The sequence below is a fragment of the Rahnella sp. JUb53 genome (genome assembly GCF_004346065.1).
Lineage (GTDB): Bacteria > Pseudomonadota > Gammaproteobacteria > Enterobacterales > Enterobacteriaceae > Rahnella > Rahnella variigena.
In genome coordinates this window covers 311,029-333,757 of the sequence record NZ_SLYT01000006.1, presented here as the reverse complement: position 1 = coordinate 333,757, position 22,729 = coordinate 311,029, and the positions used below count along the sequence as shown (strand labels likewise).

Annotated in this window: 19 protein-coding genes and 1 pseudogene; 11 read left to right on the top strand and 9 right to left on the bottom strand. The window is 48.1% G+C overall.

Annotated features, from left to right (window positions below; all coding sequences use genetic code 11):
- Positions 1–36 precede the first annotated feature (36 nt).
- Both EC840_RS16490 and EC840_RS16485 read right to left on the bottom strand, forming a co-directional pair.
- On the bottom strand, positions 37–1,623 hold the full coding sequence (locus tag EC840_RS16490) for a glucan biosynthesis protein D (RefSeq protein WP_243701081.1): 1,587 nt from the start codon (positions 1,621–1,623) through the stop codon (positions 37–39).
- Between the two features lie 230 nt (positions 1,624–1,853).
- On the bottom strand, positions 1,854–2,813 hold the full coding sequence (locus EC840_RS16485) for a quinone oxidoreductase (protein WP_132966194.1): 960 nt from the start codon (positions 2,811–2,813) through the stop codon (positions 1,854–1,856).
- Positions 2,814–2,952: 139 nt separating this feature from the next.
- On the opposite strand from EC840_RS16485, the gene EC840_RS16480 reads away from it, so the two are divergent.
- From EC840_RS16480 to EC840_RS16450, 7 genes are all read left to right on the top strand, one after another.
- Complete coding sequence (locus EC840_RS16480) at positions 2,953–3,837, top strand: LysR family transcriptional regulator (protein WP_132966192.1); 885 nt, start codon at positions 2,953–2,955, stop codon at positions 3,835–3,837.
- A gap of 102 nt (positions 3,838–3,939) precedes the next feature.
- On the top strand, positions 3,940–4,578 hold the full coding sequence (locus EC840_RS16475) for a nitroreductase family protein (RefSeq protein ID WP_132966190.1): 639 nt from the start codon (positions 3,940–3,942) through the stop codon (positions 4,576–4,578).
- 321 nt (positions 4,579–4,899) lie between these two features.
- On the top strand, positions 4,900–5,424 hold the full coding sequence (locus EC840_RS16470; protein WP_129639984.1) for a fimbrial protein: 525 nt from the start codon (positions 4,900–4,902) through the stop codon (positions 5,422–5,424).
- A gap of 72 nt (positions 5,425–5,496) precedes the next feature.
- The gene (locus EC840_RS16465; protein WP_129639983.1) at positions 5,497–6,024 is read left to right on the top strand and encodes a fimbrial protein; all 528 of its coding nucleotides are present in this window, start codon (positions 5,497–5,499) and stop codon (positions 6,022–6,024) included.
- A gap of 26 nt (positions 6,025–6,050) precedes the next feature.
- Positions 6,051–6,848: a molecular chaperone gene (locus EC840_RS16460; RefSeq protein WP_129639982.1), complete on the top strand. Its 798-nt coding sequence runs from the start codon at positions 6,051–6,053 to the stop codon at positions 6,846–6,848.
- A gap of 159 nt (positions 6,849–7,007) precedes the next feature.
- Positions 7,008–9,548, top strand: a complete 2,541-nt coding sequence (locus tag EC840_RS16455) for a fimbria/pilus outer membrane usher protein (protein WP_132966188.1) — start codon at positions 7,008–7,010, stop codon at positions 9,546–9,548.
- 10 nt (positions 9,549–9,558) lie between these two features.
- Positions 9,559–10,536 carry a fimbrial protein gene (locus tag EC840_RS16450; protein WP_132966186.1) on the top strand — a complete coding sequence of 326 codons (978 nt, stop codon included), beginning with the start codon at positions 9,559–9,561 and terminating at the stop codon, positions 10,534–10,536.
- Positions 10,537–10,576: 40 nt separating this feature from the next.
- Here the strand turns inward: EC840_RS16450 and EC840_RS16445 are convergent, their stop codons facing one another.
- A complete protein-coding gene (locus EC840_RS16445) occupies positions 10,577–11,215 on the bottom strand; it encodes a winged helix-turn-helix transcriptional regulator (RefSeq protein WP_132966184.1) in 639 nt (212 codons plus the stop codon).
- Positions 11,216–11,763: 548 nt separating this feature from the next.
- The gene (locus EC840_RS16440) at positions 11,764–12,408 is read right to left on the bottom strand and encodes an NAD(P)-binding domain-containing protein (protein WP_132966182.1); all 645 of its coding nucleotides are present in this window, start codon (positions 12,406–12,408) and stop codon (positions 11,764–11,766) included.
- Positions 12,409–12,513: 105 nt separating this feature from the next.
- On the opposite strand from EC840_RS16440, the gene EC840_RS16435 reads away from it, so the two are divergent.
- Positions 12,514–13,401, top strand: a complete 888-nt coding sequence (locus EC840_RS16435) for a LysR family transcriptional regulator (protein WP_132966180.1) — start codon at positions 12,514–12,516, stop codon at positions 13,399–13,401.
- Positions 13,402–13,475: 74 nt separating this feature from the next.
- Here EC840_RS16435 and EC840_RS16430 read toward each other — a convergent pair whose 3' ends face one another.
- Positions 13,476–16,253, bottom strand: a complete 2,778-nt coding sequence (locus EC840_RS16430; RefSeq protein ID WP_129639976.1) for a flavocytochrome c — start codon at positions 16,251–16,253, stop codon at positions 13,476–13,478.
- A 572-nt stretch (positions 16,254–16,825) separates the two neighbouring features.
- On the opposite strand from EC840_RS16430, the gene EC840_RS16425 reads away from it, so the two are divergent.
- The gene (locus EC840_RS16425) at positions 16,826–18,337 is read left to right on the top strand and encodes an anion permease (protein ID WP_129639975.1); all 1,512 of its coding nucleotides are present in this window, start codon (positions 16,826–16,828) and stop codon (positions 18,335–18,337) included.
- Between the two features lie 76 nt (positions 18,338–18,413).
- Here the strand turns inward: EC840_RS16425 and EC840_RS16420 are convergent.
- Together EC840_RS16420 and EC840_RS16415 are read right to left on the bottom strand one after the other, a co-directional pair.
- Positions 18,414–18,617: pseudogene (locus EC840_RS16420) on the bottom strand (SDR family oxidoreductase); the annotation flags it as partial.
- A 128-nt stretch (positions 18,618–18,745) separates the two neighbouring features.
- Positions 18,746–19,708, bottom strand: coding sequence for a hypothetical protein (locus EC840_RS16415; RefSeq protein WP_243701080.1), 963 nt, complete (start codon positions 19,706–19,708; stop codon positions 18,746–18,748).
- Between the two features lie 248 nt (positions 19,709–19,956).
- Between EC840_RS16415 and EC840_RS16410 the strand changes: the two genes are divergently transcribed.
- On the top strand, positions 19,957–20,280 hold the full coding sequence (locus EC840_RS16410) for a DUF3302 domain-containing protein (protein ID WP_120162497.1): 324 nt from the start codon (positions 19,957–19,959) through the stop codon (positions 20,278–20,280).
- 4 nt (positions 20,281–20,284) lie between these two features.
- Positions 20,285–21,421: an HlyD family secretion protein gene (locus tag EC840_RS16405; protein WP_132966178.1), complete on the top strand. Its 1,137-nt coding sequence runs from the start codon at positions 20,285–20,287 to the stop codon at positions 21,419–21,421.
- An 86-nt stretch (positions 21,422–21,507) separates the two neighbouring features.
- Here the strand turns inward: EC840_RS16405 and EC840_RS16400 are convergent, their stop codons facing one another.
- Both EC840_RS16400 and EC840_RS16395 read right to left on the bottom strand, forming a co-directional pair.
- Positions 21,508–21,984: a DUF1348 family protein gene (locus EC840_RS16400; protein ID WP_120162495.1), complete on the bottom strand. Its 477-nt coding sequence runs from the start codon at positions 21,982–21,984 to the stop codon at positions 21,508–21,510.
- Positions 21,985–22,040: 56 nt separating this feature from the next.
- Positions 22,041–22,610, bottom strand: coding sequence for a TetR/AcrR family transcriptional regulator (locus EC840_RS16395; protein WP_132966176.1), 570 nt, complete (start codon positions 22,608–22,610; stop codon positions 22,041–22,043).
- Positions 22,611–22,729: the final 119 nt, after the last annotated feature.

The window sequence follows — 22,729 nt, the reverse complement described above, 5'->3', positions numbered from 1 at the left end:
CAATCTGCATCCCCGTTTTTTATGTGGTCTTAACCCTCAAACTCCCTGCATCGGTTTTGGTGATGAGGTAAACGGCAGATACTGGTACATCCAGGTTTCTGACAGTGTTTTATCGCCGGATTTGAGGTAGAGCCGGAGTTCAACCGGTTCCTTGCCGTCGACGTGCAAATCAAAAAATGTCCGCCAGTGGCCTTTATCTGAAGGGAGTTTGTTCACCTTAATATCTTTCAGCGTGCCGCGTGATGCGCTGACCACCGCATCAATATGTGCATCTGCGGGCAGTTGCTCCAGTACGTCGCCGTGGAATTCAACCATAAATTTGCGTGCCGCAGGATCGGTATAAGCGCCGGGATTGCCCCCTCTTCCCAGCCGGGTTATCCCACAGCGCGCCAGTTTTGAAGGATAAGGCTCATCCGCCAGCCAGTGCATACGATAACTAAACTGATGTTCACTACCGGCTTTGGCTTCCTGCTCAGGTACCCACATCGTAACAATGTTATCGAAAATCTCGTCGTCGGTAGGGATTTCTATCAGCTGTACCGAGCCTTTGCCCCACTCACCTTTCGGTTCAACCCACAAATCCGGGCGCCGCTCATATCCGGCTGAGCCAAGATAGCTCTCAGGATCACGTTGTTTCTGCATGAGGCCAAAACCCCGCGGATTATTGTCACTAAATGCTGACACTCTGATTTGCAAAGGATTGTTCAGTGGCCGCCAGATATGTTCGGCACTGCCGGTCAGGATCGCTAAACCGTCGGAGTCATGGACTTCAGGTCGCCAGTCGGAAGCGGATCCTTTCGCCATTTCGGAAAACCAAAACATCGAAGTTTGCGGGGCGATACCCAAACGACCCACGTCACGGCGTAAAAACAGGACGCAGTCGACATCCATCACCACGCCTTTTGTGCGCTGCAGGTCAAAACGGTAGGCACCACAGACACTCGGCCCATCCAGCAGTGCATAAACCACCAGACGATCGCTGTCTTTCTCCGGAGATTCGAACCAGAAATGCGTGAAGTCGGGGAACTCTTCTTTGGTGTCGCCAAAAACGGTGTTAATTGCCACGCCGCGTGCAGACACCCCAAACTGGCCGAGTTCGCCCACAGCACGAAAATAAGACGCCCCCAGAAATGATACCCAGTCTTTCACTGGCGGCTTGTTAAGGGGTTGCCGATGCTCCAGCACGCGAAACCCGCTGAAAACGTTACCTTTCACGGCAGACAGCGCACTTTGACTATTATCCGGGAAGATAAAATAATCCGCACTCTGGACGATTTCCCGGGCGCGTTTGTTTTCAACCACCGCCATTTTTACCGGCAATTTATGCAAATTGCTGACGCTAAAGAAGGTCACCGGAAAACGACTGACGCCTTCATTAAAAAGCGCATATTCCGGCTTATACATGACCTTGCTGTAGATGTCGTAATTGATGCTGGCCACTGCACTGTCGGGCACCTGTTGGGGCGCAACATAAGGACTTTTGACGCTTTCTTTTGCCTGTTGGATGAGCCCTTCGAAGCTAAAAGGTGTATCAGTTCCCAGTTTTAAACCTTGTGCTGCAAAGACGGCTGGCGTGAAACCCAGCGCGGAGAGCACCATTGAAAATGAAGTATAGGTAATCAAGTCACGCCGCGTAACCATAAACAGCACCCACTTATGTTTGAGAATAATTGTTCTTTTAAGTAAGTCTTATCAGAAAGTAAGAAGCTATTTACCAGACAAGTTGTGCTTCAATTCTAGAACACTTTCTCAGAAAAAATAGGCGCGGAGACACAGACAAAAAATCCACGCAAGGCATGGATTTTTCTTCTCATCAGGCAACCGGTGTTAACAATATTCTCCGGAGCAGACTTTTAGGGTTTAAGAATGATTTTGCCACTGAAACTGCGGGTTTCGAGCAAACGGTGAGCCTGTGCACCGGACGATAATGCGAATTCGGTTACAGGCGGCAGTGTCACCTTTCCTTCTTTGATCAGCGCAAACAGACGATCTGCGCGACGCTGGCGCTCTTCACCGGATGTCAGATACGTCCACAGATCGGCACCCAGTATGCCGTGCGAATTTAGCTGAAGGCGTGAGGGATCACATGCAGAAAGCGCGCCGCCTGACATACCGAACAACACCACCCGCCCGCCGTCTTTGAGCGAATCAAGACTTTCGGTGAGCGTTGTACCGACAGAATCAAACACGACGTCAAGCCCCCCGCCCTGCCATTCCCTGACTTCTTTAGCCCAGGTATCGTAACCGCCAGCGGCTTCTGCGCCGAGCTCCAGACAGGCAGCCTGCTTGTCCTGATTCGACGCGACAGCAAACGCATGAATGCCCTGATGTTTCAGCATCTGCAACAACAAGCGGCCAACGCCCCCCGCCGCCGCCAGTACCGCGACGTGCATTCCTGCACGCAGAGGTAACACATCGTGCAGCAGATAATCGGCGGTCAGCCCCTGCAATAACACCGCTGCAGCGTCAGATTCTGACAACCATTCCGGCAGACGGATAGCGTGTTCAGCGGGGACACGAATGTGACTGGCATGTGCCAGAGGGACATCAGCGAAACCGACGCGATCGCCGGCTTTCCATCCTTTTACGTTTTCTCCGACGGCAATAACCCGCCCGGCACCTTCATAACCGGCGATATACGGTGAATTGCCTGCCAGCGGGTAGCGCCCCTGACGACGATAAATATCGGCGAAGTTCAGTCCGGCAGCGGTCACCGCCACCAGCAGTTCATCAGCGGCCGGAATTGGATCCGCAGCTTCATGCATGTGTAACACTTCTGCCGTGCCTGTACTTTCAAAAACCAGTGCCTGCATTGCCGTTCCTTAAACATTAATTTTTACGGGTATGGCGGCGATTATCGGCATGTGGACAGCGCAGATAAAGTGATGTCTGCTTTATTAATTCGATAATAAAAATTTATAATGTAATTCTTTATTCTCACCGGACGAAACAATGGATTACTTAAAGTGTATTGAATCCTTTATCAGCGCGACAGAGTCCGGCAGTTTTACCGCAGCCGCCGATAAACTGGGCATTACGCCAGCGATGGTAGGCAAACATATCCAGATGCTGGAAAAACGCACCGGCTGCGTGCTGATCAACCGCACGACACGCCGTCAGGGGCTGACAGAAGCCGGGCACCGCTTTTATCTGTACGGCGTGCAGATCCTCGCGACGGTGGAAGATGCGGATTCACTGGCGCGGCATCTCAACCAGGAAGTCACCGGTCTGTTGCGTATCAGCGCACCGGTTTCGTTCGGACAACGGATCCTGACGCCGATATTGTCGACCTTTTTGCAGCGTTATCCCGCCGTGAATGCCTGTCTGGTGCTGAGCGACCGGCGGGTGGATATGATTGAGGAACGCTTCCAGATAGCCATCCGCATTGGCAGTTTGCAGGATGAAGGCTATATCGCCGTGCCGCTTCCTCCGTATGAAATGCTGCTGGCGGCATCGCCTGCGTATCTGGATAAACACGGCACACCCGTGACTCCGGCTGATTTATCCGCTCATAACTGCATCAGTTTCAGCCAGTGGCGTGCTGATCATCTCTGGTCGCTTAACGGACCGCAGGGGCTGGTTGATGCACAGGTTTCCCCGAGACTCACCGTCGATTCTGGTGAAGCTATCCGTCAGTCCGCTTTATCCGGGCTGGGGATCGTCATGCATTCCTGCGTGATGTTGCAGGAAGATATCGATGCCGGAAGGCTGCGCCGCGTGTTGCCTGATTACGCGCCGGTATCCAGAGCGATGCATTTGTTGCGATTGCCCAACCGCCCGGCGCCTCTGGTTTCCGCTTTCTCTGAGCACTTTATGGAAGCGCTGGCTAAGCGCTGAAAAACGTGGCGAAATCTTATTGAGCTCAGGGCTCAAATCCATAAAACTGTGGTGCGCGATCATGCGAATATTCACGCCTGCACACCTTCACGGAAATAAAATATGACGACCTTAAATGAACGCCTGGAGTGGCGCTATGCCACCAAAAAATTTGATGCCAGCAAAACGGTAGAAACTGAAAAACTGGAACGCATTCTCGAAGCCATTCGTCTGGCACCGACATCCAGCGGGCTGCAACCGTTCGAACTGTTTGTGGTCACTAATCCGGATGTCCGCGCCAAAATCCGTACCGTTGCCTGGGATCAGGCGCAGGTCACCGACTGTTCTCACCTGCTGGTATTCGCGGCCTGGGACGACATCACGCCGGAACGCGTGAACATGATGTTTGACCTGACCAATGACGTGCGTGGTTTTAAAAATGAAGGCTGGGAAAACTACCGCCAGATGCTGCTGGGCATCGTGGCTGAACGCGGTACCGAAGCGAATTACCAGGCCGCCGCACGTCAGGCCTATATCGGTCTGGGCGCTGCGCTGATTGCTGCCGCCTTTGAAGAAGTCGATGCCACACCGATGGAAGGGTTTGATCCTGTCGCCGTGGATGAAATTCTCGGTCTGAAAGAGAAGAACCTGCGCAGCGTCATCATATTGCCACTGGGCTACCGCGCTCACGAAGGCGACTGGCTGGTGAACCTGAAAAAAGTCCGTCGCAGCCGGGAGAACTTCGTCACTGAGATTAAATAATACACACGTCGGTCCCATCTTTTGTAGCGCCGCCTTATTATTACATGGCATTGCGAAAGGTGGGATTTACCTCTCTTCATCTAATTAATAAACTTAATTGACACGCCCTCCCCCATTTTTAATTGCATCCTTTCCGTACGATTATTTAATTCCTATTTAAAATCCGAATTTGGACAATTATGAAATTGCTATGGCTATAACATCAAACTGTCCCTATAGTTATCAAGCTCTTTATAATATGTATTTATTATATTTAGACAGGTAAACATTCCTTATACGGATAGATACGTCGGGCATTACTCGTAAATTAAAGGATTAAATATGAACAAAAAATTACTTCCTGTATCCATTGCAGCATTAATGATGATTGGCGGTATTAATACTGCCTCCGCTGCAACTATACTTTTCACCGGTTCAATAGGGGCAAGTAGTTGCATCCTGGATGTGAATAACAGTGGTTCTACGGTAGGCGACGTGGATATGGGCAGCATTTCGGTTAGTTCGCTGACCGCTAATGGCGGCGCAACTTCGGCTGCCGTTCCGTTCACTATAAGCCTTAAAAATTGCACTGGTGGTTCATCTTATTCAATTGAATTTGCTGGAGCCAGCTCCTCTTTCAATGAAAATTACTACACTGCTCCGGAGTCAATGGGCTCCGGTGTATTCTATGAAATCAAAGACAGTGAAGGTCGTAACGTCAAATCTAAAGAGTTAATCGCAACCAATATCTCTAAAGATGAACAATCTGCTGATATGCATTTCACTGTAAACTTATTGGCAGTAAACCAAATAGTTAATCAGGGTAGTTTCGTTATGCCTAATGGTATAAATGTTCATTATGAATGATTTTTGATGCAGATTTTTCCACTACGCATAATTAATTAACATTAATAAACATCACCAATATACGGATATATTATGAACAAAAAAATCATCGCAATTCCCTTGAGTATCTTACTTACTTTGGGCCTAATGGAAACTGCCTCGGCAACCGGCACCGTTAATTTTAAAGGAAATTTAGCAGGCAGTGTCTGCACAATTGATGTCAATAATACTGGCCAGGACAGTAGCAATATCGATCTGGGGACTATTGAAGCTAATACTCTCAGTACTGTAGGTGCAACTTCGCCGGCAGTTAATTTCAAAGTCAATATGACAGGTTGCCCATCAGGTTATTCCAGTTTTCAGTTCCAGTTTTCTGGTGATGAATATGCTTCAACGGGCGACTTTGCTGTATCGCATGGAGAGGATGACGGCATCGTTATTGAACTGAAAGACAGTAATGGCAGCCAGATATCACCTAATACCCCGATTCAGGTGGCAGCACCGGCCAGTAGCGATGCAAAAATAGAACTGCCTTTCACTGCAAATATTCGCTCTACCAAAGGTGAAGCCGCAGTCGGTCAGTTTGTTATGGCCACCAATATTTCTGTTCTGTACGAATAACAGATAGCCGTAAATAATGGTCGTTTATGAGACAGCCTGAAAAGGATGTCTCATTAAATAAGGCTCACTATTTTTTTCAATTTGTGGATCTCTTTATGTCATTTGTGAAAAAGGCCCTGTTGCCTCTCATTCTATTAACCCAATCATCATTCGTTTTTGCGGGTATTCAAATCGGCGCAACACGTGTTATTTATGAGGAGCAGAGGCAGGATTCAGTCATAAAGATATCAAACCCAGACAAAAGCAACAATTATCTGATCCAGTCATGGGTTGAATCATTATCAGACACCCCTTCCGCAACAGATGCCATAAAGAAAAAATCAAAATCTAAAGTTAAATCTCCTTTTATCGTGACTCCTCCACTCTTCAGCCTTTCTGCCGGCGAAGAAAATGTGTTGCGTATTATTCATAATGGTGCCGCCCTGCCCGCAGATCACGAGTCCGTCTTCTGGCTGAATATTAAGTCCATACCTGAGACTGAAAAGAAAGACTCGAATACGATGGTTTTTTCAGTCAAGTCAACGTTGAAACTTATCTATCGTCCTGAGGCGCTCTCCGGGGATAAAGCAACCCGTGCCTATCAAAAAATCACGTTCAAAAAGCAGGGAAACCAACTCGTTGCGACGAATCCGACCCCGTATTACCTGACATTTTCCTCGCTCAAGGTTGATGGCAACGAACTGGTGATTAAAAACAAAGCAATGCTTTCGCCAGCTTCGTCATTGACTTATGACTTAGGAAATTCGTCAAGCGCGGCAACGGTCTCATGGACAACGCTGGGCGATCAGGGCCAGACAACACCTGCAGAATCATCGAAACTCTGATTTTTAAGTTAATTCTTCCATGCCGTCCACATTTACTGATGAGGACGGCATTTTGTTTTTTGTGTTTTTGCTTAAGAAGTCTCACTGACCAGACGTAAGAATTGCTCCCTTTTTATTCATATCTCAGGAAGGCGCAGCTGTAAGATTAAAGGATTGATCATGTCAACATTGTTCTACCTAAAAGCCGCAAAAAGGCCAAAATATTCCTGGAGTAAAATAGCCTGCATAACGTGTGCTGAATTATTGATCATCCTGAACCCGACGTTGGCCTTAAGCGCAGAAAAATATTATGACGCAAGCGCACTTGAATTAGATGGTCCCGAGGGTGAACAGCAGGTAGACCTTTCTCGATTCAATACGCCGGGTAAACAGTTACCTGGTATATATCACGTCGAAATATTTATAAATGAACAAAGCATCGGACAACATGAAATTAATTTTGTAGAGAATGAAAAAGGAGAATTAGAACCAGAGATCCCATTGAGCCAATACCGTAAAGCAGGTGTTAAAATTGATGAAATTCCTGCATTTTCGCACATTAAAGACGATAGCATCATTGTAGATATTGATAAGAAAATTGAAGGGGCATACGCAAAATTTAATTTCAAACAACAACGCGTTACGATTAACATCCCACAAATTTTAATGAAAAATATTCCTTCCGATTACATTGATCCAGAACAATGGAGTCAGGGACTGACAACTGTTTTTACCAGCTATGACTTTAGCGGTGCCCAGACCCATGATAAAAATATGGGTTCTGAAGAAGGCGACCAGTATCTTAATTTACACAATGGCGTAAATCTCGGAGCATGGCGATTAAGGAATTATACAACCTGGAGTCATAATTCCAGTGGTGATAAGTGGAATAATATCAATACTTACCTGCAAAAGGATATTGCTACACTAAAAGGTAAATTAACTCTGGGTGACGATTCAACCCAAAGTGATGTTTTTGATAGTTTAGCCTTTCGCGGGGTGGAACTTGCCTCCGAAGACAGAATGATGTCAAGCCGGGAAAGTGGCTTTGCTCCTGTTATTCGCGGCATAGCGAATACCGCAAATGCTCAGGTTACGGTCAGTCAGGGTGGCTATGTGGTTTATCAAACCTATGTGCCGGCGGGCCCGTTTGAGATAACTGATTTATTCCCCAGTACGGGTGGTGGAGACCTCGACGTTACCGTTAAGGAAGCTGACGGTCGTGAACGCAAATTTACGCAAAGTTTTGGTTCAGTCCCAGTCATGCAGCGGGAAGGACATTTGAAATACGAAGTGATGGCGGGAAAATATAACAATGACAGTGGATCCGCTCAAGATCCTAATGTTGCTTTAATTACCGGGCTTTATGGTTTACCACATGATATGACCGTATACGGTGGCATAACTAACAGCGATAAATATACAGCGCAACAGCTTGGCTATGGCCTCGGATTAGGATCATTTGGTTCTGTGTCTTTTGATGCGACACATTCGGAAACGCGCACTGACGGTAAAGTTTTTTCAGGAGAGACATACCGCTTAAAGTATGCAAAATCTCTTATCAGCACGGGAACACAAATTAATTTATCCGCTTTTATGTTTCCGGATAAAAATTATTACTCTTTTGAAGATGCGCTGGAAATTATCAGTAATGATTCAAATTCATCAACTGGCAAAAAAAATAACCGGTATGAAGTAAGCTTCAACCAACCACTGAAAGATTATGGTTCCATTTCAGTCTATGCCTACAGACAAAACTATTGGGATCAGGAACCCGATAATTATTTTTCAGTTTCCTATAGTGGTAGTTATGGTGCTACGACGCTAAGCATTAACTATAACTATACACAGAGCGAAAACGGCAAACCGGATAAACAACTCGCCTTAAACCTTCAGATACCTTTAGAAAGTTTATTGCCGCAAACCTGGGCGACATATTCTATGACATCAGACAGTTCCAACCACATTACCCAGACGGCAGGAATCAATGGCACCCTTCTTGAAGACAACAACCTGAATTATGGTATCAATTCCACTGTGGGAAACGATAGTGATGGCGGCAGCATTAATGCGGTCTATAAAGGATCATCTGCTGAACTGAGCAGTAATTACAGTGAGTCGTTATCAAACAGACGCTTAAGTTATGGCATCCGGGGGGCCATACTGGCACATCCTTATGGGGTAACACTCTCCCAGCCATTATCTTCCGATGCGCCTATTGCATTGGTCAGAATACCTGATCAGGAAAATATTTCGATTACAAATGGTGTCGGCATCAAAACCGACAGCCGGGGATATGCCGTCGTGCCAAATATACAGCCCTACAAGGTCAACGCAATTGGGCTCGACACTGATACTCTGGGCAGTAATTTAGAGATTGCCACAACGATGAATAATGTCATCCCTGCTGATGGTGCATTAGTATTAGCTGACTTTAATGTCCGAGCAGGTGAACGTGTATTAATGACATTATCACGCCCTGACAATCATGAAATTCCTTTCGGCGCGACAGCCACAGCAGGTGAAAACAGTGGCAACAGTATTGTTGCGGATAATGGCTTAGTGTATTTAATTGGTATGCCAAAAAAAGGAATAGTGACCGTAAAGTGGGGAGATGAAGAGGATGAGCAATGTCAGGCAGCGTTTGAACTTCCCGCTCTTCCCAAAGACAGTAAAGTAAAAAAATTCTCAATGGTTGAAGTAAATGGATTATGTGTTTAGGAGATAAATAATGTTACACCCAGGAACAACAAGAAAGCCAGTGACAAAAATGTCATTATTACTCACGACTACAGGGGTGTTTTTTCTCTTCTTTTTTCCTGTACAGAGCCAAGCTCAATGCACATCGACTGAGCAAGCGCGTGAATTGACATTTACCCCCGGACACATCGTGATCCCGCACAATCGTCCGGCGGGCTACGTACTTTATGAACAAGTATTGACCGATCCTTCCAGTGGAGGAGTCAGTAAGATACTCAACTGTCAGGGGGGCGGTAAAATAAATGCCAGAATTAATTTAGGCAATTTATTAAAAAACAACATTTACAGTACAAACATTCCGGGTGTCGGATATCGTTTATCATTAACTGAACATTCATTTCCCTGGGATCTTGATTTGAAATGTGACAGTACGAGTTGCCAACGAGATATCCCGGTTAATACACAATACAAACTAGAGTTAATCAAAACTAATGACCGTAAGACAACGGCAGGCATTTTATCCGCAGGGCGTTATGCTAAATTAATGACTGACGGCGGGAGTGATATTACTCACATTAATATTGGCAGTACCATAATCGCACCCTCTGCGTGTACACTTTCCGATGAAAATATTCACGTTGATTTAGGGCGCTTTGATGTTAAAGATTTCAAAGGGCCGGGTAGCAGCGTAGGCGAGCGAAATTTCAGAATTGATCTCAATTGTGATGCCCAAATGCAATACAGTATTGTATTTGATGGCACAGAGCCGGAAGCAAAACCTTCCAATGGACTGATTGCATTAGATAAAACCTCAGGCAGTGCCGAAGGGATCAGTCTAAGAATCAAGCATAACAGTCAGCCAGTTGAGTTGAGGAAAGATATCCCCTTCACATCAGACGTGATGGGTACAACCTCGTTATTATTCAGTGTTGAATACTACCAGATGATGGAGAAAGTGGTTGCGGGTAAAGCCAATGGTAAGGCGACATTTAATATACGCTACGATTAATATTTTATGAGGGAGTCATCGGTGATTCCCTCATAAGTCATCAGTATTTCTCAGGGAGTTTATTAATTTTTATCAGCTTGCCTCTTTTTATTTCAACATATCCGCCCTTACGCAGATCAGAAAGAATCTTCATTATTCCACTTCTGCCAAGATAACATCTTTCGGAGATATATTTTTCAATACTGTAATTTTGGATTATTTCATCAGGCTCATTGTTCATTTCGAGCAATAATGACTTAATCACCAGATAGCTACTTCTATGCGAAATATCATAGTACCGGCTGGACAGGAAACCGACCTGAAATGCCAGAAAATGCGCCAGAGAACTCCAGCATTGTTTTTTTGAGATGATTTCAATGGCCAGCTCACTTTCTAACCGATAAATCACACCATCTGAAATATGCTCAATAGCCAAAAGACCCATTTGTTCCGGATATAACCCTTGTGCCATACCAAAAATATAAGGTGCTGATACTGTTTTAATGCTCATTCCTACAGAGAGGTCTTTGACGAGGAAATGTCCAGACTTCACTAAATAGACAAATGAGATATTTTTATCATCAGTATACAACAATTCACTGTTATCCATCACTGCCAGTTTGGTCGAATATGGAATAAGAGAGTCAAATATTATTTTAATATGCGCGTTGAGGATATCTCTTTTTGTTTCAAAATGCATTATTTTTAGAGTCCCGCACTAAATAAAAATGTGATTATACTCTTTAAGAGAGTAGATCGGCACTCTATTTTATTCGCTTAAACACAGTGTCATCAATTAATTTAATTCAAAAGTTAAATATTTTCTCCGCTGACATTTTGATGATGAATACCATCACTGCCTTTCACGAACGCAGAATAAAAAGGTAAACGCCTTCGTGGTGACAGCATCACAATAATATTGAGGATATGTTTTATGTGACAACATAATCTTCATGTTTGTAAAAGAAAAACAAACCCTTTGCATAAATACAGTGAAGTTTATTCATGAATTCTATACATAACGTTTATGCCATTTCACCTGATTATCCCCCATCCATTTGCCGGTAACATCGCTTCTTCATCATCTTCATAAGAATAATCATGTTTGCGGTCAATATTGCCGGTTCAGCGTCTGCACTGATGAGTTCGTTGCAATACGGCAGCGGGATTATTTCTTCGACAACTGACTGACAGCGCGATCAGCTCGTCCCCCTGCGAAGCGGGACGAGCAAGGTAAAGCCCCCTCTTTTATATGCCCGCGGGTTTCGGTCTTACCGCCCTTTCCAGCGCTGCCTTTAATTCATTTTCCGTCATCCGCACACAATAGGTCGGCATGCCTCGCTGGAAGCGCCAACCTTCTGTAAGTGCGCCGACGTCAACAGCGTCAAAACCAAAGGCGTCATACAGCGCAATCACTGCCTTTTTCGTTTCCGCATCATCACTGGCGACGGGCAGCGCGCGACGTTGCGGATCGCCAGCAGGCAAACCGTCGCTCTCAAGATCCGTCATCTGAATCGCATTGAACGCTTTGGTGATTTTGGAGTGTGGCAGAAAATCGGCGAGATATTCGCTGGTAGTCGTCGTCTGATCATCAAGTTCAGCAATCTGACCGTCGCGTTCAGGGTAATAATTCACTGCATCGATTACCGGTTTTCCACCGATTTCCGCCACCGGCAGTTGCCCGATAGCCGTCAGTGGCACGGCAATCAGCACAATATCGCCAAAAGAAGCGGCGTCTGCCGCGGTACCAATTTCACAGCCGATCATCGGCTTCAGGCTGAACAGCGTCTGAGGGCCGCGTGAATTACTGAGCATAACCTGATGTCCGGCCTTGATCGCCAGTTTAGCCACCGCCCTGCCCACAAACCCTGCACCAATAATGCCTATTTTCATGATTCTCACCTTTCATTTTGTTGTCGATAGGTTAAGAATAATTCCACACTCATTATTGATAAATCGCCTTCACAGGCATAAACAAACAACAAATAAGAGGGAATCGTGGATCGTTTAACCAGCATGAATGTGTTCGTCAGAACTGCCGATCTGGGCTCTTTCGCAGCGGCGGCAGAAGCATTACGCATTTCCCCGCAGATGGTGGCGAAACATATCGCGCGCCTCGAATCCCGTCTGGGAACAGCGCTGATTAACCGCACGACGCGGCGTCAGCACCTGACAGACATCGGGCGCAGCTATTATGAACGCTGTAAGATCGTGCTTTCTGAGGCCGAAGCGGCGGATGCTATCGCGCTGGAAATGAAAGTCACGCCCTCCGGCACGTTGCGCGTGAATGCGCCCGTGACTTTTGGCACGTCCTCGCTGGCACCGTTTATTACGCAGTATCTGGCGCAATTTCCCGAAACGCAGGTGGAGCTGACGCTCAGTGACCGGATGGTCGATCCGGTTGAAGAAGGTTACGAAGTGATCCTGCGAATTGGTGAACTCAGCGACAGCCAGATGATTGCCTATCCGCTGCGACCCTACCGGCTGATTGCCTGCGCCTCCCCCGGTTATCTCACGCAAAATGGCGTGCCGGAAACACCGGCGGAGCTCGCCGCCCATTCCTGTCTGGTTTACGGTATCTGGTCACCGCAGGCACCCTGCCGCTGGCAATTTTACCAGGACGGGAAAATGCAGGAAATCCAGCCTGCAGGCCGTCTGCGCTCCAATGACTGGCGGGCATTGCTGCACGCCGCCGTGAGCGGATATGGCGTCACGCTGGGGCCGGAAGATGTGCTGAGTGAAGAAATCAGGGCGGGACGACTGGTGCAGGTGTTACCGGATTACGACGGGCCTTCACGACCTATGCATGTGCTGACACCGGCAGGATTAAGGCAAACTGTGAAAATCCGCAGTTTTATTCAGGCCGTGCGTGAGACATTTGGCTGAAGCATCCCTTCTCCATAAAAAAACCCACGCTCACACGTGGGTTTTCACATTTATAGCTTTTCACATTCTGACGATTATTGCCTCGCCAGCGCCGCCGCATTCTTACCGGCGAGAATGCCGAAGATAATAATGTCGGCGACAGCGTTACCACCGATGCGGTTCGCGCCGTGGATACCGCCGACCACTTCACCTGCGGCCCAGGCACCGGTGATCACCTGTTTTTGCGCATCAAGCACGGCGGTATCCGGATTGATAGTCACACCGCCCATGGTGTGATGCACGCCCGGCGCGATGCGGATGGCAAAGAACGGTCCCTGATTGAGCGGATGACGCAGCGCGGTGGTACGGCCAAAGTCTTCATCCTTTTTCTCCACCACAAACAGGTTGTAGCGCAGCAGGGTTTCAGAAAGTGTCTGAGGATCCATATTCAGTTTCACCGCCAGTTCTTCCGGCGTTGGTGCGCTGATCACAAAGCCTTTGGCGATATATTCATCGGCCGCTTTGTTATTCGACCGCACCTGTTCGTCGAAAATAACCCACGCGCTTTTTTCCGGTAAGGCGATGATTTCAGCAGACACTTTGTCGCGGGTTTCCATCTCGTTGTAGAAACGCTTCCCGGCCTGACTGACCAGGATCGCCCCGCCGCCACGGATAGCTTCGGAAATCAGATAGGACGTGGTTTGCTCAACCGTCGGGTGGATCTGAATCTCGCCCATATCCACGGTGTCTGCGCCCAGTTTTTGCAGCATGGCGATACCGCTGCCGGTCGCGCCCGCGTGGTTAGTGGTCACAAAACCATCGAGTTCAGGGCGATATTTCACCACCATCTCACGGTTAGCACTGAAACCACCGGTGGCGACTATCACGCTTTTCGCATTCAGGATGCGGCTGTCGTTATATTCATCCACCACTTTCACACCTGTCACGACGCCATTATCAGACAGGATTTCCGCGACTGACGTTTCAAGCAGCACTTCGATTTCGCGCTTGTTGATGTTTTTCACCAGACCGCTGATCAGGAAGCCACCGACAGCGGAACGATCCGCCGGACGGTGCGTACGGTCGATGCTCATCCCGCCGGTGATGGTGATGTCGTTCAGTTCAATTTCTTTCGCTGCCAGCCATTCGACGGCTTCGGGTGCCAGTTCCACAAACTCACGCAGCAAGACCGGGTTGTTTTTGAACTTGCCGCCTTTCAGCGTTTCGTCATAAAACAGCTCTTTACTGTCTTCGATACCTTTCAGTTTCTGGAAACGCGTTTCTGCTGCGTTCATCCCGACTGAGGCTTTGATAGTGTTACCGCCGATGGTCGGCATCTTCTCGATAATCACCACATGCGCGCCTTCGTCATGCGCCTGAATCGCCGCGGCCAGACCTGCGCCGCCGCTGCCGATGACCACAACGTCAAAGTTTTGCGGCGCCTGCGGATTGCCGCCTTCTTCAATCACATGCTCTTTGCTGGAGGTCGCCAGTGCGCGGGAAACGGCTTTTTTCAGCGCCTCACTCTGGGTGGTCGCGCCGGTGATCGCATCAACGTGTGGACTGTTGGCGACCAGCATACGGGTACGCAGGCTCTCGAACGTGGTGGTGAAATCGACGTCCAGCGAATCGTCTTTGACCAGTGCGATATCGGTAATACGGTCGGTGTCGAGCGTAACGCTGATTTTCAGCTTCAGCGCTTCGGCTTCGACTTTCTCCTGATAAACGCCCGCTTTGTATTTACGGCCGGTAACGCTGGTGTCGCGGATCATGGCGTCAACCAGTGAGAAGCGCCACAACGGTTCAGGGATATTCAGTTCTTCGCGTTTGTGGCTGTCGATAAACAGCTCGAGATGATCGTTATTAACGATGCGATCGGCCCAGTCCGGATAGGCGATGCAGGCTTTACCGACGGCAATCAGGTCAAAACCGTATTCCAGCCCTTTCTCGGCATCGGCTTTGTTGATCACGCCGCCGACGCCAATTACCGGCACTTTGGCCAGTGTTTCAGAACGCATGGCGCGGAATTTGGTGATCAGCGGGGTCGGATCCTGCGTATCGACGATGGAAGGACGCAGCAACTGACCGACAGAGAAATGCACGTAGTCCAGCCCGCGCGCGGCGAGTTTTTCCAGCAGATACATGGTGTCGTCGAAGCGGATGCCCGGCACTTCCAGCTCTTCCGGCGAGAAACGGTAGCCGATAATGAAAGAGTTGTCGGCGAAACGTTCAGCCATCTTATGGGTGATTTCCAGCACTTCCAGCGGGAAACGGGCGCGTTTGTCGCGGTCACCGCCCCATTGGTCGGTGCGCTGGTTGGAGTTCGGCGAATAGAATTGCTGGATCAGATAGGTGTTAGCGCCGTGGATCTCCACGCCGTCGAAGCCTGCTTTAATCGCACGGTTAACGGCATCACCAAATTTGGTGATCATGGTTTCTACTTCTTCACCGGTCAGTTCTTTCGGCTGGGTTGCGCCTTCACGCGGAGCAGCGATAGCACTTGGCGCGACAGGCGTACGGCCGCCGATCAGTTCCGGCTCCACCATTCTGCCGCCGTGGTAAATCTGCAAAATCGCTTTCGAGCCTTTGGATTTAATGGCATCGGCAATTTTCTTCAGACCGGAAATTTTGTTGTCGCTGTCGATAGCGATAGCGCCGGGGAACGCCGGGCCCATACGATCTATGAAGCAACATTCGACGATGATAGTGCCAATGCTGCCGGCACGATCGCGGTAATATTCCACCAGTTCACTGGTGACGGTACCGTCATAAAAGCCGGTACAGGTGGTCATGGGTGCCATCAGCAGACGGTTTTTCAGTACCGCGCCGTTAGGAAGCGTGAGCGGATTTAGAACCGGGGTCAGCTTATTCATTATGATCAACTCCGAAATATGTAAGTCTTGAATTTTTCCGTGGCCGCATTACTTATCGTTAGAAAACTACCGATTAATTAAGCAATCCGAAGCAGGCGAATATAGAAATCTGTTGGCTAATTTATTTGCATCAGGCGATGAAATTGGCGTTATAAACGTGCTGGAAGCAGGAGTTGTTTATTTACCCGACATGAAAACCAATACCACCTTCAAGTGTTAATGATGAGTTGACAAAAATCAACTTTAGATTAACATAAAAAATCTCACCTGCAAAATCAGCAAGTTGGATTGAATGTTGGCGTTTACTCAAATTTACTCTACATTCACATAAGCGGACTCTTTCAGGAAATAAATAACCACAATTTTTGTAATGACATTCATTTAAATATAAGTGAATGGCTCGTGTCATTTATCTTAAGAATAATAGTAATGTCTTAATTGCTTCACAAAGGCTGCATCATCGTTACGTACCGCTCAACACATTTCTGATAAAGCATAATAAAGGGTTCGTTGAACCAAGACACGATAACCGGGGCATCAGGCTCACTCTCAATTACGGGCAGATAAAATTTATGAAACCCACATCCACGCTGAATGATCCCGCCAAGGCCGCACCGCCTGCCGCGAGTCAAAAAAAACATCTGATTATGCTATTCCTGCCGGTGCTGGTGGCGGTGCTGTTACTGCTGACGCCAGTGCCTGCGGGGCTTGAACCTTATGCATGGCACTTCTTCGCCATCTTCGTCGGCGTGATTGTCGGGTTGATCTTCGAACCCCTGCCGGGCGCGGTAATTGGCCTGACCGGTGTGGTCGTCATCGCCCTGTTCAGCCAGTGGCTGTTATTCAGTCCCGAAGAAATAGCTAACCCTAAATTTAAGATGCCCACCGAAGCCTTCAAATGGGCGGTGAGCGGCTTCGGTAACTCAACGGTCTGGCTGATTTTTGGCGCGTTTATGTTTGCCGCAGGGTATGACAAAACGCAGTTTGGCCGCCGTCTGGCGCTGATCCTGGTGAAATATCTCGGTCGCCGCAGTCTGACGTTAGGTTATGCCATTACCTTTGCGGACCTGTTGCTGGCGCCCTTCACGCCGTCCAACACCGCGCGCAGCGGCGGGACGATTTACCCTATCATCGCCAACCTGCCACCGTTATACGGCTCCAAGCCCAATGACCCGAGTGCGCGTAAAATCGGTTCTTATCTGATGTGGGTAGCGATTACCGCCGCCTGTATCACCAGTTCGATGTTTCTTTCTGCACTTGCGCCGAACCTGCTGGCGCTGGCGTTAGTCAAAAGCATCACCGGCTTTACCATCTCCTGGGGCATGTGGTTCCTGGCATTCCTGCCACTGGGCGTGCTGTTGATCCTGACCATGCCGCTGCTGGCCTACTGGTTCTATCCGCCGGAAGTGAAGATCAATGATGAAGTACCGCGCTGGGCGAAAAGCGAACTCGACAAACTGGGTAAGCTGTCACGCAACGAAATCCTGCTGCTGATCTTCGTCTGTTCTGCCCTGCTGATGTGGATTTTTGCTGCATCGTGGATTGAACCTGCCATGGCTGCGCTGCTGGTTGTCGTGCTGATGCTGTGGACCGGCGTGCTGAACTGGAACGATATCACCAGTAATAAACCGGCCTGGAACACTTTCGCATGGTTTGCCACGCTGGTGGCACTGGCGGATGGTCTGGCCCGCGTCGGCTTTATCGCCTGGCTGGGTAAAGAAGGCGGACAACTGCTCAACGGATTCGACCCGCAGGTGGCGGCCGTCATGCTGCTGATTGCGTTCTTCCTGCTGCACTATTTATTCGCCAGTACCACGGCGCACACCACCGCGCTGTTACCGGCTATGCTGACCATCGCCGCAGCCATTCCGGGCATCAACATGCCGGTTTACTGCCTGATGATGGTGACATCGCTGGGTGTAATGGGGATCATCACCCCGTACGGCACCGGCCCGAGCCCGATTTACTACGGCAGCGGCTATCTGCCAACCAAAGACTACTGGCGTCTGGGCACCATCTTCGGCGCAATCTTCCTCGGCGGCATGATGCTGATTGCCTATCCGTGGATGGTATTGATGTTCTGATACGCTTTCTGAAAAAGCACAACCGGCCTGTGGATTACCGCTGGCCGGTTTTTTTTATCCTGGTATTAATCGCGCATCACACCTGCGCCATACCGCCGTCTACGAACAGCTCAGTCCCGTTGATAAAGCTGGCAGAATCGGAAGCCAGAAACGCCACCACTTTACCAATTTCTTCCGGCTCACCCAGACGCCCCAGCGGCACCTGTGCGCCCTGCTCAGCCAGTTCTTTTGCGCTTGCCAGACCAATACCGCTGGTGCCGCCGGTAACCAGTGCAATTTTTCCGCTCAGTAATTTGCTCATTTTCATTCCTCAATATCAGTGGAGTTTCGGTGAGCCGCGTTTGCGGCATGGACGTACGGTAGTCCTGCGCGGTTTATTGAAAAATAGTGGAAAACGAAGTTGCGCAATCAAAAACTGAATGCCATGCCGATACCGTAACCCGAGGTGTTATTTCCGAACATGTAGCGTGCGACCACGCGTGTACGGCTGATCACAATATCATACTTGCTGCTGTCGAGTTCCAGCCCCAGTCCTAACGAATTTAAGCTATCAAAACCCAACTGACCTCGTTGATTTCCAAGGTATTCTGTACGTGCACCTTCCATTACATACCGTACTGGTTTACCCAATAGCGTCCAGTCGGCTATTGGTGCTCTACGGCGCAGATATAGCCCGATATTTTCCGCGTCGGCGTTGCCGCTGACAACGTCCGGGCTATTGGCGAAACTTTGCAAATGCTGATAGGAATAGCGTAATTCCAGGTCAATATCCTGGGTCTTAGAGAACAGTTCGTAGTCAAGCATCATTGCTCCGCCCAATCCGTAGGCATTAAGGCGTCCACCGTCGAGGAAGTCGTACTCACCGCCCCTTTGGCGTTCAAGCGCCCGGGCGCCGATGCGTAAATCGCTCGCCACGGTACCTAACGAAAAGTTAGCGATGGGGCGTAATACCAGGTTACCCCCCAATTTATCTTTGAGTAGCCTGATGTCCCAGCCAATGCCCCCGGTGGCAGTCACGCTATTCCATTTGACCGGGATATTACGACTCTCGCTGCCATTGGAGACAACAAACTGCGGATCGTATCGGCTATATCCCAGAACACCTTCCAGATAGATGGGGACCGTTTCACTCAACGTAGCTCCGCCACCGATCTGGGTGAGAGAGAGCGCCGTACTCTCGTTGGATGTATTGCGGATATTGAGGTCGCTGGCGGTGATATCAGGCACCACCGTATAGGTCATCAGTGAAAGAACCGCATCGGCCCGTTTCTTGATGAGGTCCCCACCGGCGGAAAAAGTCTTCGCGTTTACCAGTAATAGTATTAATAAGATGACCATTTTGAACTGATAAATTGCGAACCGCATCACCATACTTGGCTCCCTTAAAACCCTTTGCTGGTGGAATATAGTTATATTAAATGTTTTTTCTTCAAATAAGTGCTGAGAAAGCACTATGGAAAGCAGTCCATCTTTAATAAAACAGCATTAATTTCATGGATTTAAATTTAAGTACTCTGTCAACATTCAGTATAGTGTATTAATGCACAGAAAAAAAAGGCGGCAATGTTATTTAACGTCTATTATTTACTCAACACCACTTATTAAGGTTCCAGGCCGCTATGTTCCTGAATTATTTTGCGTTGGGTGTCCTTATTGTAGTCTTCCTCATTATCTTCTATGGGATTATTATTCTTCATGATATTCCTTATCTCATTGCCAAATCCAGAAATCATCCTCATGCTGATGCTATCCACGTGGCAGGCTGGGTGAGTTTATTTACGCTACATGTTATTTGGCCGTTTTTATGGATATGGGCCACATTGTATCGTCCCGAACGCGGATGGGGCATGCAAACTCAGGAAGCTTCCTTGACCCAGTTGCAGCAACGGGTTACGGAATTAGAACAAAAACTGGTAAACACCAACATTCCTCCATTGGAGTAACACGATGGATTTACTCATTATCCTGACTTATGTCGCCTTTGCGTGGGCAATATTTAAGATTTTCAAAATACCCGTAAATAAATGGACAATACCCACTGCGGCCTTAGGTGGCGTTTTTTTAATTGGCGCGCTCATTTTATTGATGAATTACAACCATCCCTATACAGATTTGGCGCAGAAAGCGGTTATTTCAATTCCTATTACTCCTCAGGTAACGGGGATTGTTAGTGAGGTAACCAATAAACAAAATACGTTAATGAAAAAAGGAGACCTTCTTTTCAGGATCGACCCAGCCCGCTTCCAGGCTCGTGTTGATAAATTACAAGCTGATCTGGTGACGGCTATTCACAATAATCAGGTACTCAAGGGACAATTAGAGGGCGCTATAGCTAATACATCTCGCGTCAGTGCCGAACGCGATCGTTTATATAAAGACTATCAACGTTACCTTACCGGGAGCAAAGCGCGTGTAAACCCTTTTTCTGAAAGCGATATTGATAATGCCCGGCAAAACTACCTGGCTCAGGATGCGCTTGTGAAAGGATCGGTTGCCGAGCAGTCACAGATTCGAAGTCAGTTAGACAGTGTGCTGAACGGGGAGCAATCGCAAATAGTGAGTATCAGAGCTCAGCTAGCAGAAGCTAAATATAATCTTGAGCAAACCGTCGTTCGAGCCCCGAGTAACGGTTATGTAACTCAGGTATTGATTCGACCTGGAACTTATGCGGCTTCCCTTCCGCTGCGCCCGGTAATGATATTTATTCCTCAGCAAAAAAGGCAAATCATAGCTCAGTTCAGACAAAACTCGCTGCTACGACTGGAGGCTGGCGATGAGGCTGAAGTTGTATTCAATGCACTCCCAGGGCAAGTATTTTCTGGAAAATTAACCAGTATTCTTCCCGTAGTACCAGGAGGGGCATATCAGGCTCAGGGCGCCCTTCAGTCACTGAGTAACGTCGCGGGCAGCGACAGCGTGATTGCCATCATTGAACTGGCGCCAAACAATGAAATTGACGTTTTGCCTGATGGTATTTACGCACAAGTGGCCGTGTACTCAGACCATTTCGCCCATGTTTCAGTGATGCGTAAAGTACTGCTGCGTATGACCAGTTGGATGCACTACCTCTATCTGGATCATTAGTGAAGTGGTCGATAAAAGTTGGCCACTTCTTGAGGTGGCCATCTAAAACCCCTGTAGGTCCGCTTCTGGCGAGATAACCGTCAAATTTACAGACCCAACTCCGACAGACCGGGATGGTCATCCGGTCGACGGCCCAGGGGCCAGTGAAACTTGCGGTCACCTTCTTTGATAGGCATGTCATTGATACAGGCGAAGCGACGGTGCATCAGGCCATCTGCTTCAAATTCCCAGTTTTCATTCCCGTAAGAACGAAACCAATTACCTGAGTCGTCACGCCATTCATAAGCGTATCGAACAGCAATGCGGTTACTACCGAACGTCCACAACTCTTTAATGAGACGATACTCAAGTTCTTTGTTCCACTTACGTGTGAGGAATTCTTTGGCTTCTTCACGATTATTTGCAAACTCTGTTCGATTCCGCCATTTGGTCTCCAGTGAGTACGCCAGCGATACTTTTTCGGCATCGCGGCTGTTCCAGCCATCTTCAGCGAGCCGAACTTTCTCAGTCGCCGATTCGTGAGTGAAAGGTGGAAGTGGCTGGCGAATGTGTGTATCGGACATGGTAAAACCTCCCGTAAAATTGGAACTATAAATAGAAACAGTTTTGTTACTCAGGCCTAAGGAGAGACCTGTTCCAGCAAACGTTCCGCAACTTCCCTTGCACTGTCGGCGGCGCTGCTATCGCCCATCACATAGGATATGGTGATTGCGCCCTCTATCAGAATCAGCAACTGTTTGGCCAGAACGACAGGTTGCTCAATGTTTAATTGCTCCGTGAGATCGAGCGTGTAATCCAGCAATTTTTGTTTATGCAGCTTTGCTATCTGACGAATGGGGTCGTTATGATCACCAACTTCTCCGGCTGTATTTATAAAAGCACAACCACGAAAGCCTTCTGAATCAAACCAGCCCCTGAGCACACTGAACATATTCAAAATGCGCTTCTGAGGAGTATCACCTTTATCAGATTCAGTTCTGAACCAGTGCATCCAGCGTTCATCACGCTCTTTCAACGCGGCTGCTGCCACGTCATCCTTGTTCGCGAAATAGCGATAAATACTTTTCCTTGCTACGCCTGAGGTCTTGACCAGAAGGTCCATGCCTGTGGCATGAATTCCATTCCTATAAATCAATTGCTCAGCGGTAGTCAGGATTTTTTCGCGGGTATCTGTTGGCTTCTTATTCATGAGATGAGGGTAGAACGATCGTTCTCCATGGTCAACAGTTTTCTTAAAAACAAGTATAAAAATGAAAAAATACAGTCTTTGAGGGTTAAAGAACGGGTACCCATTTATGAATAGAACGA

Bases quoted from the DNA above. Each gene is read 5' to 3' on its own strand.
- EC840_RS16485 (WP_132966194.1), bottom strand. From the start codon at position 2,813: ATGCAGGCACTGGTTTTTGAAAGTACAGGCACGGCAGAAGTGTTACAC.
- EC840_RS16480 (WP_132966192.1), top strand. From the start codon at position 2,953: ATGGATTACTTAAAGTGTATTGAATCCTTTATCAGCGCGACAGAGTCC.
- EC840_RS16475 (WP_132966190.1), top strand. From the start codon at position 3,940: ATGACGACCTTAAATGAACGCCTGGAGTGGCGCTATGCCACCAAAAAA.
- EC840_RS16470 (WP_129639984.1), top strand. From the start codon at position 4,900: ATGAACAAAAAATTACTTCCTGTATCCATTGCAGCATTAATGATGATT.
- EC840_RS16465 (WP_129639983.1), top strand. From the start codon at position 5,497: ATGAACAAAAAAATCATCGCAATTCCCTTGAGTATCTTACTTACTTTG.
- EC840_RS16460 (WP_129639982.1), top strand. From the start codon at position 6,051: ATGAGACAGCCTGAAAAGGATGTCTCATTAAATAAGGCTCACTATTTT.
- EC840_RS16455 (WP_132966188.1), top strand. From the start codon at position 7,008: ATGTCAACATTGTTCTACCTAAAAGCCGCAAAAAGGCCAAAATATTCC.
- EC840_RS16450 (WP_132966186.1), top strand. From the start codon at position 9,559: ATGTTACACCCAGGAACAACAAGAAAGCCAGTGACAAAAATGTCATTA.
- EC840_RS16445 (WP_132966184.1), bottom strand. From the start codon at position 11,215: ATGCATTTTGAAACAAAAAGAGATATCCTCAACGCGCATATTAAAATA.
- EC840_RS16440 (WP_132966182.1), bottom strand. From the start codon at position 12,408: ATGAAAATAGGCATTATTGGTGCAGGGTTTGTGGGCAGGGCGGTGGCT.
- EC840_RS16430 (WP_129639976.1), bottom strand. From the start codon at position 16,253: ATGAATAAGCTGACCCCGGTTCTAAATCCGCTCACGCTTCCTAACGGC.
- EC840_RS16425 (WP_129639975.1), top strand. From the start codon at position 16,826: ATGAAACCCACATCCACGCTGAATGATCCCGCCAAGGCCGCACCGCCT.
- EC840_RS16415 (WP_243701080.1), bottom strand. From the start codon at position 19,708: ATGGTGATGCGGTTCGCAATTTATCAGTTCAAAATGGTCATCTTATTA.
- EC840_RS16410 (WP_120162497.1), top strand. From the start codon at position 19,957: ATGTTCCTGAATTATTTTGCGTTGGGTGTCCTTATTGTAGTCTTCCTC.
- EC840_RS16405 (WP_132966178.1), top strand. From the start codon at position 20,285: ATGGATTTACTCATTATCCTGACTTATGTCGCCTTTGCGTGGGCAATA.
- EC840_RS16400 (WP_120162495.1), bottom strand. From the start codon at position 21,984: ATGTCCGATACACACATTCGCCAGCCACTTCCACCTTTCACTCACGAA.
- EC840_RS16395 (WP_132966176.1), bottom strand. From the start codon at position 22,610: ATGAATAAGAAGCCAACAGATACCCGCGAAAAAATCCTGACTACCGCT.